An 18,573-nucleotide genomic window follows, 5' to 3' on the forward strand; every position below is an offset into this window, starting at 1 on the left:
TCCCGCGCGTCACAGCCGGTCGGCGCTACGACACCGCCAGGGCCCCGATGTCCTCGAACGTCTTGAACACCTCGGCTTTCTTGACCGCGACGTCGGCATCGGCGACGTCGCGGGGGAACGGAAGCGTCAGTTTGATGTCATCAGCCAGCCGTCCACCCTTGGCAAACACGAGGATGCGGTCCGAGAGTTCCACTGCCTCACCCACGTCGTGCGTCACGAACACCACCGTCTTGCCGGTCGACGCCCAGATCTGATGCAGTTCGGCACGCAGGGTGCGTGAGGTGATCGCGTCGAGGTGGCTGAAGGGTTCATCCATGAACAGCACGTCGGGTTCGGTGGCGAACGCCCGGGCGATGCCGACGCGCTGTTGCATACCGCCGGAGAGCTCGCCGGGATACTTGTCACCCTTGTCGCCCAGCTGCACCATCTCGAGGTAGTGCTGGCACCGCTTGCGGGTCTCCTCGGAGCGGTCCTTCTGCACGAACAGCATGTTGTCCATCACCGAGCGCCATGGCAGCAGCCGCGCGGCCTGAAAGACGTAGCCGGCCCGTGCGGGTTTCCCGTCCTGGGTGATGCTCACCCGGCCGCTCGTGGGGACATCGATGCGGCTGAGGATGTTGAGCAGGGTGGACTTGCCGCAGCCGGACGCGCCGACGATGGAGACGAACGTGTGGCCGCTGATCTCCAGGTTGACGTTCTCCAGAGCGATGACCTTGTCGGCACCGAGGCCGAATTCCTTGTGCAGGTCAGAGACGATGATCTCAGCCATTGCTGTTCCTTCTCGGGTTGTCGGGGTCGGGGTCGGTTGTTTCGTCCGGCAAGGCTTTCGGCCCTTCGGTGGCCAGCGTGATGCTGCCCAGTGCCGCCCCGGTGGCGGTGCCCGCGGCGCCCGCGGCCTTGACCGCAGCTTTGGATGGACCGTCGAAGCGTTCCTCCACCACTTCGATGTCGACGGCCGGGCGCCACCTGAACAACCGCTTGGACAGCTGGTCGAACATGAACTTCTCGAAGATCAGCGCGAACACCACGAACAGCAGGGCGTAGCCGATCACGCCGTACGCCCGGTGCGCGTCGTACCAGAACTTGATGGTCCAGCCGGCGCCGTCCTGGCCGCCGAAGACCTCCGCCACCACCAGGCCTTTCCAGCCGAGCGCGAAGCAGTACCGCGCGGCGGCGAACAGGAATGGCATCAGCGACGGAATGAGCACATTGCGAATGACCCGCTCGCGCGGCACATCGAACGCCCGAGCCATGTCGAACAGGTCGGTGGGTGTGTTGCGGACACCCTCGCGGACGTTGATGATGACGAACGGCACGCCGGTGAGTACCACGGTGATGATCGGGCCCAGATCGCCGAACCCGAAGGCCAGGCTGCAGAACAGCGCCCAGGCCAGGTTCGGCATGGCCAGGATGGCCACCACCCAGTCGTTGAAGAACGCGTCGACTGCCCTCGACAGACCCATCGCGATCCCGATTACGGTGCCGATGATCAAAGCGATGACCATACCGATGGCCAGGCGCTGCAACGAGATCCCGAAGGTCACGTACATGTTGTGCGGGGCCAGGGTGTCTCCACGCAGCTCATCGCCCATGAAGCTGAACACCTGCCAGGGGGTGGGCAGGACGTCGACGGAGAACGGCCAGATGGTGGTGACGAGCTTGATGGCCAGCAGCCAGAACACCAGCACCACAACGGGGAACAGAATCCGGCCGGTGGTCGAGCTGCGGGTCACCTTCTGCCAGGCCTTGCCCAGCGGTGACGGAGGCGGCGGGCCGACGTGCCTGGCGGCCCGGTCTTCGTTGATCACACTCATGACTTGAGCTCACCTCTCCAGGAGAAGAACCGGCGTTCGATCGACTCGAGGACCACCTTGTCGAGGAACAGCGCGACGAAGTAGAACGCGAGAATCCAGGTGAGGAACTCGTCGAGCCGGAACAACTGGGTGGCCGTACGCATCTCGAATCCGATTCCCTGCGAGGCGGAGAAGACCTCGGTGAGCACCGTGACCTTCCAGGCGATCGAGAATCCGAACCGCACCGCGGTGAAGGTGAAGGGCGCCAGATGGGGAATCACGATGTGCCGGTTGCGTTTCACCACACTGACATCGAAGGACTTCGCCATGTCGTTGAGGTCCTTCGGGATCGATTTGATGCCCTCGGAGACGTTGACGGTGATGATGGCGAACGTGGTGAGCACGATGGCGATGATGGGCCCGGCCGTGCGGTTGCCGAAGATGATCGCGGTGATCAGGGCCCAGATCAGGCCGGGGGTGGTGACACCGACAGTCACCGCGTCGCGGAAGAACCCGTTGAGGAACCGGTTCTGCATCAGGATGCCGATACCGATGCCGATGATGAAGGCCAGCGAGAACCCGATCGCGATGCGGGTCAAGGTGGTGGCGAAGGCGCCAGGGACCTCACCAGAGGCCCACAGCCGGCCGAACGTCGTGAACACCGTCGACGGCCCCGGCAACAGCCGCTCGTCCATCAGGTTGCCGGACGCGAGCTCCCAGATCCCCAGGAAGAACACGTATCCGGCGAGGCGCCAGCCCCATGTCGTGATTCTGTCTTTGCGTTTCGCCGCGCGAACGATGTCTTCCTCGCTCGTCCGCGTGGGCGTCTTGGGTGGTGACTCCAACGTCGTGGACACTGTCGCCCTCTCGTCTCTGCTGGTCGATTCGGTCTACGGCTTGGTCTGCGCGTCGACTCCCACCGCTTCGAAACGCGGCGTGGGTGCGTCGGCGGGCAGGAAGTTGGCGTTCTCGGGGTTCAGGTTCTTCATCAGGTTCCAGATCTCGGTCTCGACCGGAATCCAATCCGGCTCCAGCGCAACGTTCTTGACGAACCAGTCGTTGTCTCCGGACATGAAGTCGATCATGTAGTTGATGTCCTCCTCGGATTCGACCGAGAAGTGCTGCGGGTACTTGCGGATGACGTCGGCTTTCTGCTCCTGGAACATCTCGACACCGTGCTGCCAGAGCTCGAGGAACTTGCCGGCCAGCTCCTGGTTGTTGTCGTACCACTCGGCCGTGGCGGTGAAGTTGTTGCCGACCACGTGCAGTTGATCGTCGCTGTCGGGGGCGAACTCCGAGTACAGCTGGAACGGCAGCTTGCCGCCGTACATGATCTCGAGCTCGCCCTTGCGCAGCTGCGGCACCGCCGCCTCGGGAATGACGGCTGCCGCTTCGCAGTCGCCGCGCAACAGGTTGGTCGGGTTGACGAAGTGGTCGTTGACGATCAACTGGAAGTCGCCGCCACCCACCCGGTAATCCAGGTTGTGCATCTCCTTGGCCAGCACCGTCCAGAAGGCGGTGTTGGAGGTGGGGCCCGACACGCAGATCTTGCTGCCCTTCGGGATGTCCTCGAGGGTCTCGTACGGGTCGCCCGCGCGCTTGAGCAGCGGCACGCGCTGGTAGTTGTACTTGCCGAATGTCACGGTCTCGATGCCGGTCTGCATCTCCAGCACCGGGGTCTCCTGGGTGGACATCGACACGATGTCGCCGTGACCGCCGGCGAAGTAGGTGAACTCGTCCCAGGTGGTGGAGGTCTCGATACGGATGTTGTTCTCGTCCTGCCACTTGGCCAGCTCGCCGGAGTCGGTGAGCAGGTCCCACACCGGGTCCGGGGCGAACGCGAAGCGGATCACCTGCCCGTCGCCGCCCGCAGCGCTCTCGGAGCCGCCGGAACAGCCGACGACCAGCGTCAGTGCCATCGCCGCGGCCGCTACCACCCGGAGTTTCTTCTTAACGGTCACGAGTGCTCCTTCTGTGTGCACACCCACCGTCTTTGGTGGATGCCGACTGTGACTTGTGACACTCAGTACAGTGCCAGTGGGCTATACCGCATATGTCGTCGCCCGTGAATTTCTGCTCGCCGCGTTGTCGCGGGCTGTGACGCCCGAGCCGGCTCCGCGCGGTGTTGACGCATCGCGTGAAACCGCAGCCCGCAACATCGCGTCGGACGCCACTGATCCAGCCGGGGCTCCCACCGTCTACTGGAGCCACCTGTCCGTCGCTGATCTGGAGGAACAATGCGACTCGGCTACTTCTCGATGCCTCTGCACCCTGCAGGCCGCCCGTGGGCGGACACCCTGCGCGAAGACCGGGAGGCGGTGATCCTGGCCGATCAACTGGGCTTCCACGACGCCTTCATCGGGGAACACCTGACCGACCGGCACGAGAACGTGACCAACAGCCTGGTGTTCCTGGCCACCCTGATCAGCGAGACCCGGCAGATCCGGCTGGGCACCGGCACCACCAACCTGTCGCACCAGCACCCGGTGCTGGTGGCGGCCAACTCGGCAATGTTCGACCACCTCAGCGGCGGCCGCTTCATCCTCGGCATCAGCGCCGGCGCACTGCCGTCGGACGCCGAGGTGCTCGGCATCCTCGACGAGGATCGCAACGAGATGTTCGCCGAATCCATCGACATCATCACCGAGATCTGGAACAGCGACCCGCCCTACTCCCTCGTCAAACCCGGCGGACGGTGGCCGGTGACCACGGAGAAGACCTTCGACGACCAGATGGGCGTCGGCATTCTGCCCAAGACCCTGCAGCAGCCCCGCCCGGAAATCGTGGGCACCGTGGTGGCGCCCTTCTCCAAGGGCGTGGTGGCCATGGGCGCCAGAAACTTTCATCCACTGTCGGCCAATTTCCTGCTCCCGCAATGGGTTGCCACCCACTGGCCCAACTACGTCCAGGGCAAGGAGAGCGTCAACGACGTCGCCGACGTCGCCGACTGGCGGGTGGCGCGCACGGTGTTCGTCGCCGACGACGACAAGGTGGCCCGCGACTACGGCCGGTTGGATCCGAGCAGTCCGTACCGGTACTACTACGAAAAGATGCTGTTCAAGATGCGCAAGATCGGCCGGTTGGAGCTGTTCAAGTCCCGTCGCGATCAGCCCGATGACGAGATCACCCTCGACAGCGTGCTGGACCAACTGGTGATCACCGGCACCGCGGAGTCCGTGGCCGAGCAGATCCTCGAATTCCGCTCGCAAACCGGTGATTTCGGGGAGCTGGTGTACGCGGGCCTGGACTGGGTGGATCCGGCGCTGGCCCGCCGCTCGATGGAACTGATGGCCGAAAAGGTGATGCCGCTTGTCAACAGCTGACCGCCTGCCCCTGCCGGAGTCGTTGACCGGCGCCCAGCGCGCAGCCGTCGACGCGATCACCGCCGGGCCGCGCGGGTCGCTGTTCGGGCCGTTCCTGCCGCTGCTGCGCAGCCCCGAGCTGATGACCCGGCTGCAGGAGGTGGGGGCGTACCTGCGCTTTGGCTCCGAGGTGCCTGCGCATCTTCGGGAGATGGTGATCCTGATCGTGGCGCGGGAGTGGGACCAGGACTTCGAATGGGGCCATCATGCGCCGCTGGCCCGATCGGCCGGACTGGGCGATGACGTGATGGCGGCGCTGAGCCGGGGCGCGGAAGTCACCGGCCCGCCGGACGTCCGCGCGGTCTGGCAGCTGATCCGGGAACTGTTCGACACGCGCGCGGTGGGCGACGCCACCTTCGAGGCGGCCCGCGCAGTGCTGGGCGATACCGGCGTGGTGGAGGCGATCGGCGTCGCCGGCTACTACAGCACCCTCGCCATGACCATGAACGCCGCCCGCACCCCGGTGCCCGACGACTACGAGCGCCTACCAGCCATGAGGAGTACCCGATGACCCCACCGTTCGTCCTTTTGCATCCACTCGGCTCTGACCGCCACTTCTGGGATCCGGTGCGGGCCGCCCTGGGGCAGCATCATTCGATCGCCCTGGATCTCCCCGGGCACGGCGCCGCGCCGGCACTGCCCGTCGGGACCAGCCTGGCCGCCTACTCCGATACGGTGGCGCAGCAGATCGCGAGGCTGGGCACCCCGGTGCACCTGGTCGGCATCTCCCTGGGTGGACTGGTGGCCCAGCAACTCGCGGCGACCCGGCCCGCGCTGGTGGCCTCGGCCTACCTGGTGGACACCGTGCCGGTTTACCCCGAACCCATGCAGCAGATGTGGCGGGACCGGGCCCACACCGCCCGCACCGAGGGCTTGGGCCCGCTGGTGGACCCGATGGTGGCCATGTGGTTCACTCCCGAACTCGCCGACGCCGGGGATCCCCGGGTATTGCAGGCCTGCAGCACGTTTCGGGCCACCGACCCCGAGGGATACGCCCGCTCGTGCGATTTGCTGGCCGGTGCCGACGTGCGCGCCCTGCTGACGCCGGATCTGCCGCCCACGGTGGTGGTGTGCGGCGAGGACGACACGCCGCCGTTCCGCGACGCCGCCGAGTGGATGGCGCGGGTCACCGGCGCCGAACCGGTCTACTGGTTGCCCGGAAAGCACGCCTGCGCGGTGGAGTTTCCCGACCGCTTCGCGGCGGTTCTGCTCAGCGCGGTGCCTGCGTGACCGGCTAGTCCTGTTCCGATGGTGGGAGCAGGCGCATCAGCCGGGCCGCGACCTGCAGCTCGGTGCGCCGCTCCCCCATCGGGTGGCCCAGCAGTTCTTCGGCCTTGTGCAGGCGGTTGCGAACGGTGTGCTCGTGCAGTTGCAGGTACTCGGCGGCCGCCACGTGGGAGCCGAACCGGAACGAGGCCTCCAGGGTCTCGCGCAACCGTGCCGCGTCCACGGTGTCCAACGCCAGCGGGCCGAGTTCGCGTTCGACGAACTGCCGGGCCAGTCGCGGATCGCGCATCAGCAGGATCTCCAGCCCGACATCGTTGTGATGCACCACCGTCGGCGCTCCGGGACGATCCCACGCCGCCCGGATGCGCTCGGCGTCCGTGGCCTCCTGCAAGGTGGTGCGGAACCCCTCGACGCCGGGGTGCGGACCGCTGACCGACGCCGGAACGCCCGCTTCGCCGAGCACCCGGTCCAGCTGTTCGAACATGGCGCGTTTCCATTCCCCGATCCGGCCGAGCCAGACCACGGTGGAGTTCAGGGTCAGTGGATACACCAGCGAGGACTGACAGCTCACCGCTGCGCGCATGCCGACGGCCAACTGCGTGGCCGCGCCCTCGGCCACGGTCGGCAGCAGCACGGCGATGTGCCGGCCACCGAGCTCGTAGGCCAGGATGGCGGCGTCCGACCCGGACAAGGCGTCACCCTCGCCGCGCAGTATGTCCTTGACCAGGCTGCGACGCATATGGGCGCGGGAGCGGTTGAGGGCCTCGTAGTCGCGGGTGTAGGTCTCGGCCACCTGGGAGGCGACAAAATCCTGGTACGCCAGGATGGTCTGAGTCAGCAGTTGTTCGGCCAGCATGGCCTCGTCCCGGTCGATGTTCCGGGCCACCACACAGTCGCGCAGCCGCGCGCTCCACGCCTCCCACATGGTGAAGAAACTGATCCGGTAGGACCGTTGCATGGACTTCTGCGGAATGCGAAGCTGCGCTTGCACTTTGGCGAAGGACAGGACTTCCGAGAGGTAGACGTCCTCGAGTGCGATCTCGCCGGCCACCACAGATCGCAAGGCGCGGGCATTCGCGCGGGTGCTGGCCGTCAGCGCGGCCCGGAAATCGTCGTCATGGGCGTGTGTGGGGAATGCGATGGCCACGCACCGGCCGATGATGCCCTCGACCACCCCGTCGGCGTCGAAGTCCCGCGCCAACGTGCGCACCCACTCGGGCAGCGGCCGGTTATCGCGCCACAGCTGCAGCGGCGTGGGCATGGGCGGCTCGCCTGCGGCAACATCGTGGCTACGGTCGGCGGTGGTCGTCACAGGGCACCTCAGTCCGGCAGTGCAATCGATTGTGTCCCGATACTAGTCATCCTGCCGACGTTTGCGTGCGCTCCGTCACATTCCACCGTCACACGCTCTCCACCACGCCGGACAGCGCCGAGCGGGTGATGGCCTCGAAGGTGCGGGCGTTGACCACCATCTCCTCCATCGGCACCGGATACTCGACCTCCCCCGCGACTGCCCTGGCAAAGGTCTCGATGTTCTCGCGCACCGAGGCGTGCGGAGGGAAGAACTCCGAGGTCTGCGCCTCGCCACGGATCTGCCGGGTGACATCCCAACCGTGGGGATCCTCGGGATGGGTGCGGTCGCGGACCTCCATCCAGCCCTGGGACCCGAGCACCGTCACCCGACCGACGAACGGGGTCGCCAGGATCGCGGTGATCAAGGCCGTCTGTCCCTTCTCGAAGGCGATGGTGATGGTCAGCGTGTCGCCGTTGGCGAAGGTGGTCGCCTGCGTGGACAACCGCGCCCACACCTGGGTGGGTCTGCCGAAGATCGCGATCGCCAGGTCCACCAGATGGATACCGGTCGCCGACAGTGGCCCCACCGGGGCCTCTGCCGCAGACAACCGCCAGTTGTCAGGCGCCAGGTCGAGGAACTTGTCCTGACTGAAGTTGCCCTCGAAGACCAGGGGCGTGCCCAGGTGGCCGTCGGCAATGGCCCGCCGCAGACCTTGCACCGCCGGCTCGAACCGGCGCTCGTGCCCGATACCCAGTTTCAACCCTTTGGCCGCCATCGCGTCCACCGCGCGCTGCGCGTCGGCACCCGAAACGCTCAGGGGCTTCTCGCAGAACACGTGCTTGCCGTGTGCGGCGGCGGCGATGATCTGTTCGGTGTGGAATTTGTGTGGGGTACAGAGGATCACGGCGTCGATGTCCTCGTCGTCGAGCGCCTCGGCATAGTCGGCGTAGGTGCGTTGCACGCACGGCGCCACCGCCTGCCTGGCGTCCGCGTTCAGGTCCACTCCGGCCACCACCTGCACCTGATCGCTCTCGGCGAGGTCGCGCACGATCTTGCCGCCCCACCAGCCCAGGCCCACCACAGCTATCTTCGTCACGCCCTCAGCCAAGTTGGTCGACCCCCGCCGGGCATTGTCGTCAGCCGTGAACTTCCGGGCCCGCACTGTCGCAACACGTCATTGGCGTTCGACACGTGTCCCTACCCGCCAGTACGGACAAGCCAGAATCACGAACTCCGTGAGTGTTTCCCGGCTCCGACCCCCTTTAGATGAGATCAGTTCCAGCGCTGACGGGAGAGTTGTATGACACAGGAGTACGTGACCACCGGTCTGGCGGTGGATACCGACCTCTTCCGTCACGTCGTCGGTCATCTGGCCAGCGGCGTGACCGTGCTGACCACGCGGGTCGACGACCGCGACCACGGGATGACGGCCAGCTCGGTGACCTCACTGTCGATGGATCCGCCGATGATGCTCGCCTGCGTCAACAACGCCGTTCCCACCGCCGCCGCGATCTCACGCAGCGGCCGTTACACCGTGAACGTGCTGGGCCAGGCCCACGGCGATCTGGCCTACCAGTTCGCCTCCCCGCGCCCGGACAAGTTCGCCGGCGTGATCATCGAGCGCGGCGGGGCCGGGGTGCCGATGCTGGCCGAGGCGATCGCGTCTTTGGAGTGTGAGGTCACCGAGCAGGTGGTCGGTGGGACCCACACCATTTTCCTGGGCCATGTGGTGGCGGCGACGGCCCGCGAAGGCTCGCCGCTGACGTACTTCCGGGGCGGTTTCGGCCGGTTTGAGTTCCAGCGCAACGACAGTGCCTATCAGCAGGCCCGGGACATGGTGCTCAGCCGCGTCTTCGGCCCCGGCGAGGTGATCACGGTGGATCATCTGGCCGAGCGCCTCGACGGCGACCGGGCCCGCGCCTTCTACGCGCTGACGCGGCTGGCCTCCGATGGGCTGGTGTTGCGGGATCCCGAACGCGGGTATGTCATCGCCTCCTTCGACGTGCGCACATCGGACCAGACGTTCGAAGCCCGGCTGGCCATCGAGTTGGGCGTCATCGACTGCGTGATCGACAACGTGAACCCGCGGCTGCTGGCCGTGGCGCGGGGACACCTGGAGACGATGTCACGCTGCCTGGTGGGCGATCACTTCGTGGATTTCCAGGCGTATCTGGACGCCAATTACGCCTTCCACGAAGCGATTGTGGCGTTGTCGGGCAATCAGCTTCTCACTGCGGCGTTCTCGTCACTGAGCATCAAGAACGTGATGACCCGCAGCTTCGGCATCACCGCGCAGTCGTCGGCGGCGTTTTTGACCGTTCAGCGCGACCTGCTGGTGGCGCTGGAGGACAATGACGCCGCGGCGGCGCGCACCGCGGCCCGCGGCTATTGCGAACTGGCCAAAGCCCGTGCCCGCCAACTGCTGTCGCTGACCGGCGGCAAGGTGTGATTTCGGCGCGCTGGTAACCGGTGAGCGGTTACCAGCGCGCCGAAATCGCTAGGGGACGCGCAGGATCAGGGCCGAGCCCTGCCCGGTGCCGCCGCACAGCGACGCCGCACCGGTGCCGCCGCCACGACGCTTGAGCTCGAGTGCCAGGTGCAGCGCGATTCGGGTGCCCGACATGCCGAGCGGGTGTCCGATCGAGATGGCACCGCCGTTGACGTTGACCTTCTCTGGATCGACACCGAGCGCTTTGGTGGAGGCGATCCCCACCGCCGCGAAGGCCTCGTTGATCTCGATGAGATCCAGAGCCTTGGCATCGATGCCCTCGGCGGCGCAGGCCGCGGTGATGGCGTTGGCGGGCTGCAGTTGCAGCGTGGAATCGGGCCCGGCCACCATCCCCTGAGCGCCGATCTCGGCCAGCCATTCCAGGCCGAGCTCCTGCGCCTTGCTCTTGCGCATCACCACCACGGCCGCGGCGCCGTCGTTGATGGTGGACGCGTTGCCCGCGGTGATGGTGCCGTTCTTGCGGAATGCGGGCCGCAGGGCAGCCAGCGACTCGGCGGTGGTGTTGCCGCGGATGCCTTCATCTTCGGCGAACTGCAGCGGCTCGCCTTTGCGCTGGGGAATCGACACGGGCACCACCTCGTCGTCGAAGAGCCCGTCCTTCCAGGCGGCGGCGGCCCGCTGGTGCGAACGGGCGGCGAACTCGTCCTGCTCCAGGCGCGCGTAGTCGTTGGCGTCCTCGGTCAGCGCGCCCATGGCCTCGTCGGTGAACACATCACGCAGGCCGTCGTAGGCCAGGTGATCGACCAGCGTGGCGTCGCCGTACTTGAACCCGCCGCGTGACTTCGGCAGCAGGTGTGGCGCCTGGGTCATCGACTCCTGCCCCCCGGCCACCACCACGTCCACCACCCCGGCGCGAATCAGCTGATCCGCCAGCGCAATCGAGTCCAGACCGGACAGACAGACCTTGTTGACCGTCAGCGCCGCGACCGACATCGGGATGCCCGCGGCCACGGCGGCCTGGCGGGCGGGCAGCTGACCGGCGCCGGCCGTGAGCACCTGGCCCATGATGACGTACTGCACCTGGTCACCGGTGATGCCGGCCTTGTCCAGCGCCGCGGCGATCGCGACACCGCCGAGCTGCGCGCCGGAGAAGCCGGACAGCGATCCCATCAGCTTGCCGACCGGCGTCCGTGCCCCGGCCACGATCACCGAGGTCATGAGAGCACCCAGGTCAGCGGCGGCTCGGTGGCAGCCACCACGTCGGCGTAGGACACCCCCGGTGCCAGTTCCACCAGCGTCAGCGAGCCGTCGCCGTCGACGTCGATGACGGCCAGGTTGGTGATGATGCGGTCGACGACCTTCGCGCCGGTGAGCGGCAGGGAGCAGGTGTCGACGATCTTCGGGGCACCCGAGCGGTCGGTGTGTTCCATCAGCACGATCACCCGGTCGGCGCCGTGCACCAGGTCCATCGCCCCGCCCATGCCCTTGACCATCTTGCCGGGAATCATCCAGTTGGCCAGATCACCATGGCGCGAGACCTGCATCGCCCCCAGCACCGCGGTGTTGATGTGACCGCCGCGGATCATCCCGAACGACGTGGCCGAATCGAAGAACGCCGCACCGGGATTCACGGTCACCGTTTCTTTGCCGGCGTTGATCAGGTCAGCGTCCACCGCGTCCTCGGTCGGGTAGGCGCCGGTGCCCAGGATGCCGTTCTCCGAGTGCAGCGTGACCCGGACGTCGGGGCTCAGGTGGTCCGGGATCAGGGTCGGCAGCCCGATGCCGAGGTTGACGTACTCGCCGTCGACCATCTCGGCGGCGGCGCGCGCGGCCATCTGGTTGCGGGACCACCCGGTGAGCGTGCTCGTCATGACTGTGCTCCTTCGCGAACGGTGCGCTTCTCGATGCGTTTGTCCTGGGGGCCGGTGTGGACGATGCGCTGCACGAAGACCCCGGGCAGATGCACGGCCCCGGGATCGATCTCACCGGGAGATACCAGTTCCTCGACCTGGGCGATGGTGACCTTGCCCGCCATGGCGGCCAACGGGTTGAAGTTCATCGCCGACTTCTCGAACACCAGGTTGCCGTCGGTGTCACCCAGGCGGGCGTGTACCAGCGCGAAGTCGGCGTTGATGGCCTCCTCCAGGACGTAGCTGCGGTCGCCGAAGGTGCGCGTCTCCTTGGCCGGGGAGGCGACGGCCACCGAGCCGTCCGCGGCGTAGCGCCAGGGAATGCCGCCCTCGGCCACCGGGGTAGAGACACCGGCGGGGGTGTAGAAGGCGGGGATGCCTGCGCCACCGGCCCGCAGCCGCTCGGCCAGTGTGCCCTGCGGGGTCAGTTCCACTTCGAGCTCACCGGCCAGGTACTGCCGGGCGAACTCCTTGTTCTCCCCCACGTACGACGCGGTGACGCGCCGGATGCGGCCCAGCCCCAACAGGATTCCGAGTCCGTGGTCGTCGACGCCGCAGTTGTTGGAGAACACCTCCAGCCCGGTGGCACCGGATTCGGCCACCGCCTGGATCAGTACATCGGGGATGCCGCACAGTCCGAAGCCGCCGACGGCGACCGTCGCACCGTCACCGATACCGGCGACGGCCTCGGCGGCGGAAGAGTAGACCTTGGAAGACAACAGGAGAGTCCTTTCGCCCATTCATCAAACGCTGACCTCGATTGTTGATCGTGCTGAGCGGTAACAGAACCCGTCGACAGAGATTCCTCGGAAGCTGCTCACATGGTGATCGCTGAACACCAATGCGTTCACTGAGCGAACGCCTAGGCTGTGGGCGTGGATACTGTGATCGCCCGGGTGGGGGCCCTGCTGCGCGCGGTGGGCGCGCACCAACCCGCGGGCGCGTCCACCACCGACATCGCCCGTACCGCCGGGCTGGCTCGGCCCACCGCGCACCGGCTGCTGGCGGCCATGGCCGAGGAAGGTCTGGTGGACCGGGATCTCAAAACCGGCCGTTGGTCGCTGGGACCGGAGCTCTACCTGCTGGGCTCCAGCGCCGCCACCCGCTACGACATCGTCGACCAGGCCCGCGACATCGTGGCCGCGCTGGCCCGCGAATCCGGCGAGAGCGCGTTTCTCTCAGCGCGCCGCGGCGACGAGACGGTGTGTGTGTTCGCCCAGGAGGGCAGCTTCCCGCTGCGGTCCCACGTGCTGCACGTCGGTATCCGCCTCCCCCTCGGAGTCGCCTCGGCGGGCCTGGTGATCCTGAGCCACCTGGCCGACCGCGATATCGAGGCGTACTTCGCGCGGGTGGACGCCAGCGACGGCTGGGGACCGATGCACTCCGAGACCAAGATCCGCGAGCGCATCGCAGCCACCCGGCGCACGGGCTACGCCGTGAATCCGGCGCTGCTGGTCGAGGGCAGCTGGGGCATCGGCGCGGCGGTGTTCGACCGCAACTCCCAGCCGGCCTGGGCGCTGAGCCTGACCGGCGTGGAGACCCGGTTCAAACCGGCCCGCCGCCGCGAGCTGGGCGCGCTGCTACTCGAGCAGGCACACGCATTGTCACTACGGCTGCGTTGACACTGCACCCACCGCGAGGAAGTACGAGTAGGGATCGCGGTGGACGCAGTGTCAACGTGCCGAGGTCAGGAGTTGGTGGCCAGCGTCAGCTCGGCCAACTTGATGGCCTGGGCGCAGGCGTCGATTCCGGGGCCCTGCGGGTTGATCCACCACCCGACCACGCCGGCGGCATCACTGGCCACACCGCACGAACCGTTGGCGTCACCGGTGCGCATGACAATGGATTGGATGCCGGCGATGCGCCGGTCCTCGATCTGGTAGTTCAGCGCCTGGGCCACTTCGCGCTCGTTGTCCAGGCTGCCCTGCTCGAACCAGAACCGGGTGATGTCGACCAGCCCGGCCGGGTTGGCGGCCTGCCAGCGGCACACCGCGCCGACGAACGTGCTCTGGATGTCGCGCGGATCGGCGCCCACGGTCTCGGCCAGCAGGTCCTGGGTCAGCACGTCACATTCCTTGAGCAGGTTGGGGTACTGCTCCTGGGAATCGTTGTTGCGCAGGGTGTCACCGGCGCCGGCGCGCAGCGCCTCGCCGTCCACGGTGCGGCTGCAGCCGGTCATCAACGTGACACCGGCGACGACGGCCGCAACGGCGGCCAGGACCCGGCGGGCGCTCACTTGGCGTTCACGATCGACTGGCGGGTCAGTTCCTCGGCCACCTGGCACGGCGGCGGGTAGTTCTGCTCGGCGAAGCTCACCGACCATTCGATGAAGTCGTCGCCGAACTGGATGCCGATCTCGCAGAGGTTGTCCCCCAGCAGCGGGTCGGTGCCGATGGCCACGAAGCCGTCGTTGCCCTCGACGGAGATGTCCTCGACGCTGGTGCGGGAGAGCTCCTGGGTTTTGCGTTCGCGTCCGATGGGGCTGCCGCGGAACCAGGTGAACGAGAAGTGCGGACCGATGATGCCGCCGTTCTGCAGCCATTGGCAGCCCACCGAATTGGTGGCGGTGTTCTTCAGTCCGCTCACTTTCGTGAGCTCCTGGATGGTCTCGTCACTGATGCCACCGCATTGCGGGAAGATGGGCCCGTGGGCGGCGCTGCCCTGTTCCTGGGGCGCCGACGATCCGGGGCTGGGTTCGCTGGGGCTCTGCTCCTCGGAACAACCCGCCAGCAACGGCAGCACAGCCACAGCCGCTATCGCCAGCTTGGTCATGTTGCGCTTCACAGCAGTCCCTTCTGACACTTCTGGCCGTCCTCGCCATGCACTGTAGCGGCCACACCTTGGCGGAACCACCGACACGCCCGTTGACCTGCTGCTTTGCTGTGACCCAGGTGCAGTGCCACAGTTACGACATGCTCGCGGCGCTGTTGCGGCAGTTCATTCGGCCGTACCGGCAGCTGGTTGGTGCGGTGATGGCGCTGCAGGTGATCAGCACGCTGGCCTCGCTGTACCTGCCGACGGTCAACGCCGCGATCATCGACGACGGCATCGCCACCGGTGACACCGCCACGATCATCCGGCTGGGCCTGGTGATGCTGGCCGTCACCGCGCTGCAGGTGGTCTGCGCCGTCGGGGCCGTGTACTTCGGGTCCCGGGCCGGCATGGGGTTCGGCCGCGACCTGCGCTCGGCGATGTTCCACCACGTGATCACCTTCTCCGAGCACGAGACGGCACGGTTCGGCGCGCCGTCTCTGCTGACCCGGACCACCAACGATGTCCAGCAGATCCAAGTGCTGGTGCAGATGACGTTCACCGTGCTGGTCACCGCTCCGATCATGTGTATCGGCGGTGTCGGCATGGCGATCCACCAGGATGCGGGCCTGTCCTGGCTGCTGCTCATCAGCGTGCCGGTGCTGGGCCTGACGAACTACTGGATCGTGCGGCATCTGTTGCCGATCTTCCGGCGGATGCAGCAGTTGGTCGACGGCATCAACCGTGTGATGCGGGACCAGCTGGCCGGCATCCGGGTGATCCGGGCCTTCGCGCGCGAGCCCTTCGAACGGGACCGGTTCGCCGCGGCCAACCGTGCGCTGTCGGACACCGCGCTGGACGCGGGCCGGTGGCAGGCGCTGATGCTGCCGGTCACCACGCTGACCATCAATCTGTCCAGCGTCGCGCTGATCTGGTTCGGCGGCATGCGGATCGACGCCGGACAGATGCAGGTGGGCTCGCTGATCGCATTCCTGAGCTACTTCATGCAGATCCTGATGGCGGTCATGATGGCGACCATCTTCCTGGCCATCCTGCCGCGGGCGTCGGCCTGCGCCGAGCGCATCACCGAGGTGCTCGCCACGACACCGGCCATCACCGATCCCGATGCCCCGGTGACCACCACACCCAGCGGACAGGTGCAGTTGCGCGACGTCAGCTTCGGCTACCCCGGCGCCGAGCGTCCGGTGCTGCAGCACATCGACCTCACCGTGCCGGCGGGCACCACCACCGCCGTGGTGGGTGGCACCGGCTCGGGCAAATCGACCCTGCTGGCGCTGATCTCGCGGATGTATGACGTCGACTCCGGCGCGGTGCTGGTCGACGGGGTGGACGTCCGATCACAGCGCACCGAGGACTTGTGGGCCGGAATCGGAGTGGTGCCCCAGCGGGGTTACCTGTTCTCCGGCACGGTGGCCGACAACCTCGCCTACGGCCGCGGCGATGCCACCGAGGAGCAGATGTGGGACGCGCTGCGGGTGGCGTGCGCCGACGACTTCGTCGCGCGCCATCCCGAGGGCCTGCTGATGCCGGTGGCCCAGGGCGGGATCAACTTCTCCGGCGGCCAGCGCCAGCGACTGGCGATCGCCCGCGCGGTGATCCGCAGACCCACGATCTACCTGTTCGACGACGCCCTCTCCGCACTGGACGTCAGTACCGACGCCGCCGTCCGCGCGCGCCTGCGTGAGGTGTCCGATGCGGCCACGGTGATCATTGTGGCGCAGCGCCTTTCGTCGATCGCGGCCGCCGATCAGATCGTGGTCCTCGATGACGGCCTGGTGGTGGGCATCGGAACCCACAAGGACCTGTTGGCCGAGTGCCCCACCTATCAGGAGTTCGCCGAATCGCAGGCGTTGCGGGTGGGTGATCACCGGTGAGCGGACCGATGCGCGGCCCGATGCGCATGCAGCAGGGCCCGGCCGAACGCTCGCGCGATTTCACCGGCTCCGCGCTGCGGCTGCTCAGACGCCTCACCCCGCAGCGCTGGCTGGCCGCGGTGGTGGTGCTGCTCTCGGTGGCCGGCATCGGCATCGGGGTGATCGGTCCCCGCATCCTCGGGCACGCAACCGATCTGCTGTTCAACGGCGTGATCGGCAAGCAACTTTCTGTCGGGCTGACCAAGGAGCAGGCCATCGAGGCCGCCCGCGCCCGCGGCGACACCACCTTTGCCGATCTGCTGTCCGGGATGGCCGTCACCCCCGGACAGGGGGTGGACTTCGCTGCGGTGGGGCGCACCCTGTTGCTCGCCCTGGGCTTGTATCTTGTTGCTGCCCTGCTGGTCTGGATCCAGGCCCGGCTGCTCAACGTGGCGGTGCAGCGCACCATGGTGGCGCTGCGCTCCGATGTGGAGGACAAGGTGCACCGGCTGCCGCTGGCGCACTTCGACACCCGCCAGCGCGGCGAGCTGCTCAGCCGGGTCACCAACGACGTGGACAACATCGCGACCTCGGTGTCGATGACCATCAACCAGCTGCTGTCCTCGGCGCTGACCGTGGTGGCCGTGCTGGTGATGATGCTGATCATCTCGCCGCTGCTGACCCTGCTGACGGTGATCACCGTGCCGTTGACGCTGTGGGCCATCCGGTCGATCACCCGGCGCTCACAGAAATTGTTCGTCGCGCAGTGGCGCAACACCGGACGGCTCAACGCCCACGTCGAGGAGACCTACAGCGGCTTCACCGTGGTCAAGACCTACGGCCATCGGGCCAGCGCGCAAGAACGCTTCCGCGAATACAACGACGACGTGTTCCACGCCAGCTTCGGTGCGCAGTTCCTGTCCGGACTGGTGGGCCCGGCCACGATGTTCATCGGCAACCTCAGCTACGTGGCCGTCGCGGTGGTCGGTGGCCTGCAGGTGGCGGGCGGGCAGATCACCCTGGGCAGCATGCAGGCGTTCATCCAGTATGTCCGGCAGTTCAACCAGCCACTGGGGCAGCTGGCGTCGATGTTCAACACCTTCCAGTCCGGCATCGCCAGTGCCGAGCGGGTGTTCGACTTCCTCGACGAACCGGAAGAGTCGCCCGACGCGGTGGCGTCGCTGCCGGCGGGAACCGCCCCGCGGGTCGAGTTCGACCGGGTGTCGTTCGGCTACCGCGCGGACGCCCCCGTCATCGAGAACCTGTCACTGACTGCCGAACCGGGCTCCACGGTGGCGATCGTCGGGCCCACCGGCGCAGGCAAGACCACGCTGGTGAACCTGCTGATGCGGTTTTACAACGTGGACTCGGGCCGGATCCTGATCGACGGCGTGGACACCGCGTCGGTGAGCCGGCAGTCGCTGCGCGGACAGATCGGCATGGTCTTGCAGGACACCTGGCTGTTCGGCGGGACCATCTACGACAACATCGCCTACGGCAGGCCCGGCGCGTCCGAGGACGAGGTGATGGCGGCGGCGCAGGCCGCCTACGTGGACCGCTTCGTCCACATGCTCCCCGACGGCTACGACACCCGCGTCAACGACGACGGCGGGAAGATCAGCGCCGGCGAGAAGCAGTTGATCACCATCGCCCGGGCGTTCCTGGCGCAGCCGCGCATCCTGGTTCTCGACGAGGCCACCAGCTCGGTGGACACCCGCACCGAGCTGCTGGTGCAGCACGCGATGGGCGAATTACGCAGGCAACGAACCAGTTTCATCATCGCCCACCGCCTGTCCACCATCCGCGACGCGGATCTGATCGTGGTGATGGACGGCGGCGCGATCGTGGAGCAGGGCACCCACGAGGACCTGATCGCCACCCGGGGCGCCTACTTCGCGATGGTCAACCGCTGA

Annotated in this window: 18 protein-coding genes; 7 read left to right on the plus strand and 11 right to left on the minus strand. The window is 67.1% G+C overall.

Going from position 1 to position 18,573, the window contains the following annotated elements; genetic code table 11:
• Positions 1 to 25 precede the first annotated feature (25 nt).
• From G6N58_RS01130 to G6N58_RS01145, 4 genes are read right to left on the minus strand one after another with little or no spacing between them, the layout of a single operon-like run.
• On the minus strand, positions 26 to 769 hold the full coding sequence (locus tag G6N58_RS01130; RefSeq protein ID WP_068918237.1) for an ABC transporter ATP-binding protein: 744 nt from the start codon (positions 767 to 769) through the stop codon (positions 26 to 28).
• Positions 762 to 1,814 (minus strand): ABC transporter permease, encoded by a 1,053-nt coding sequence (locus G6N58_RS01135; RefSeq protein WP_115280079.1) that lies wholly within the window; start codon positions 1,812 to 1,814, stop codon positions 762 to 764. The genes G6N58_RS01130 and G6N58_RS01135 overlap by 8 nt, the downstream gene beginning before the upstream one ends.
• Positions 1,811 to 2,650, minus strand: coding sequence for an ABC transporter permease (locus G6N58_RS01140; RefSeq protein WP_147289401.1), 840 nt, complete (start codon positions 2,648 to 2,650; stop codon positions 1,811 to 1,813). Before G6N58_RS01140 ends, G6N58_RS01135 begins: the two co-directional genes overlap by 4 nt.
• A gap of 33 nt (positions 2,651 to 2,683) precedes the next feature.
• The gene (locus G6N58_RS01145; RefSeq protein ID WP_147289400.1) at positions 2,684 to 3,754 is read right to left on the minus strand and encodes a type 2 periplasmic-binding domain-containing protein; all 1,071 of its coding nucleotides are present in this window, start codon (positions 3,752 to 3,754) and stop codon (positions 2,684 to 2,686) included.
• A 276-nt stretch (positions 3,755 to 4,030) separates the two neighbouring features.
• On the opposite strand from G6N58_RS01145, the gene G6N58_RS01150 reads away from it, so the two are divergent.
• From G6N58_RS01150 to G6N58_RS01160, 3 genes are read left to right on the plus strand one after another with little or no spacing between them, the layout of a single operon-like run.
• On the plus strand, positions 4,031 to 5,116 hold the full coding sequence (locus tag G6N58_RS01150) for an LLM class flavin-dependent oxidoreductase (RefSeq protein WP_115280076.1): 1,086 nt from the start codon (positions 4,031 to 4,033) through the stop codon (positions 5,114 to 5,116).
• Complete coding sequence (locus tag G6N58_RS01155) at positions 5,103 to 5,666, plus strand: carboxymuconolactone decarboxylase family protein (RefSeq protein ID WP_147289399.1); 564 nt, start codon at positions 5,103 to 5,105, stop codon at positions 5,664 to 5,666. Before G6N58_RS01150 ends, G6N58_RS01155 begins: the two co-directional genes overlap by 14 nt.
• Positions 5,663 to 6,385: an alpha/beta fold hydrolase gene (locus tag G6N58_RS01160; RefSeq protein WP_115280074.1), complete on the plus strand. Its 723-nt coding sequence runs from the start codon at positions 5,663 to 5,665 to the stop codon at positions 6,383 to 6,385. The genes G6N58_RS01155 and G6N58_RS01160 overlap by 4 nt, the downstream gene beginning before the upstream one ends.
• Before the next feature lie 4 nt (positions 6,386 to 6,389).
• Here G6N58_RS01160 and G6N58_RS01165 read toward each other — a convergent pair whose 3' ends face one another.
• Both G6N58_RS01165 and G6N58_RS01170 read right to left on the minus strand, forming a co-directional pair.
• Entirely contained in the window at positions 6,390 to 7,694 is a 1,305-nt protein-coding gene (locus G6N58_RS01165; RefSeq protein ID WP_115280073.1) for a PucR family transcriptional regulator, read from the minus strand.
• A gap of 88 nt (positions 7,695 to 7,782) precedes the next feature.
• Positions 7,783 to 8,772, minus strand: a complete 990-nt coding sequence (locus G6N58_RS01170; RefSeq protein WP_115281904.1) for a Gfo/Idh/MocA family protein — start codon at positions 8,770 to 8,772, stop codon at positions 7,783 to 7,785.
• Between the two features lie 204 nt (positions 8,773 to 8,976).
• Here G6N58_RS01170 and G6N58_RS01175 point away from each other — a divergent pair, with 204 nt between their 5' ends.
• On the plus strand, positions 8,977 to 10,125 hold the full coding sequence (locus tag G6N58_RS01175) for a flavin reductase (protein WP_115280072.1): 1,149 nt from the start codon (positions 8,977 to 8,979) through the stop codon (positions 10,123 to 10,125).
• Positions 10,126 to 10,173: 48 nt separating this feature from the next.
• Here G6N58_RS01175 and G6N58_RS01180 read toward each other — a convergent pair whose 3' ends face one another.
• From G6N58_RS01180 to G6N58_RS01190, 3 genes are read right to left on the minus strand one after another with little or no spacing between them, the layout of a single operon-like run.
• Positions 10,174 to 11,343: an acetyl-CoA C-acetyltransferase gene (locus tag G6N58_RS01180; protein ID WP_163907813.1), complete on the minus strand. Its 1,170-nt coding sequence runs from the start codon at positions 11,341 to 11,343 to the stop codon at positions 10,174 to 10,176.
• The gene (locus G6N58_RS01185; protein ID WP_115280071.1) at positions 11,340 to 11,996 is read right to left on the minus strand and encodes a 3-oxoacid CoA-transferase subunit B; all 657 of its coding nucleotides are present in this window, start codon (positions 11,994 to 11,996) and stop codon (positions 11,340 to 11,342) included. Before G6N58_RS01185 ends, G6N58_RS01180 begins: the two co-directional genes overlap by 4 nt.
• Entirely contained in the window at positions 11,993 to 12,754 is a 762-nt protein-coding gene (locus G6N58_RS01190) for a CoA transferase subunit A (RefSeq protein ID WP_232067689.1), read from the minus strand. The genes G6N58_RS01185 and G6N58_RS01190 overlap by 4 nt, the downstream gene beginning before the upstream one ends.
• A gap of 165 nt (positions 12,755 to 12,919) precedes the next feature.
• Here G6N58_RS01190 and G6N58_RS01195 point away from each other — a divergent pair, with 165 nt between their 5' ends.
• Positions 12,920 to 13,657 (plus strand): IclR family transcriptional regulator, encoded by a 738-nt coding sequence (locus tag G6N58_RS01195; protein WP_115281903.1) that lies wholly within the window; start codon positions 12,920 to 12,922, stop codon positions 13,655 to 13,657.
• Between the two features lie 65 nt (positions 13,658 to 13,722).
• Here G6N58_RS01195 and G6N58_RS01200 read toward each other — a convergent pair whose 3' ends face one another.
• The gene (locus G6N58_RS01200; RefSeq protein WP_232068065.1) at positions 13,723 to 14,214 is read right to left on the minus strand and encodes a DUF3558 domain-containing protein; all 492 of its coding nucleotides are present in this window, start codon (positions 14,212 to 14,214) and stop codon (positions 13,723 to 13,725) included.
• Between the two features lie 53 nt (positions 14,215 to 14,267).
• Positions 14,268 to 14,819, minus strand: a complete 552-nt coding sequence (locus G6N58_RS01205; RefSeq protein WP_163907815.1) for a DUF3558 domain-containing protein — start codon at positions 14,817 to 14,819, stop codon at positions 14,268 to 14,270.
• Between the two features lie 128 nt (positions 14,820 to 14,947).
• On the opposite strand from G6N58_RS01205, the gene G6N58_RS01210 reads away from it, so the two are divergent.
• On the plus strand, positions 14,948 to 16,681 hold the full coding sequence (locus G6N58_RS01210) for an ABC transporter ATP-binding protein (protein WP_115281901.1): 1,734 nt from the start codon (positions 14,948 to 14,950) through the stop codon (positions 16,679 to 16,681).
• An 8-nt stretch (positions 16,682 to 16,689) separates the two neighbouring features.
• Positions 16,690 to 18,573: an ABC transporter ATP-binding protein gene (locus tag G6N58_RS01215; protein ID WP_172545119.1), complete on the plus strand. Its 1,884-nt coding sequence runs from the start codon at positions 16,690 to 16,692 to the stop codon at positions 18,571 to 18,573.

The sequence above is a fragment of the Mycolicibacterium tokaiense genome (assembly GCF_010725885.1).
Classification (GTDB): domain Bacteria; phylum Actinomycetota; class Actinomycetes; order Mycobacteriales; family Mycobacteriaceae; genus Mycobacterium; species Mycobacterium tokaiense.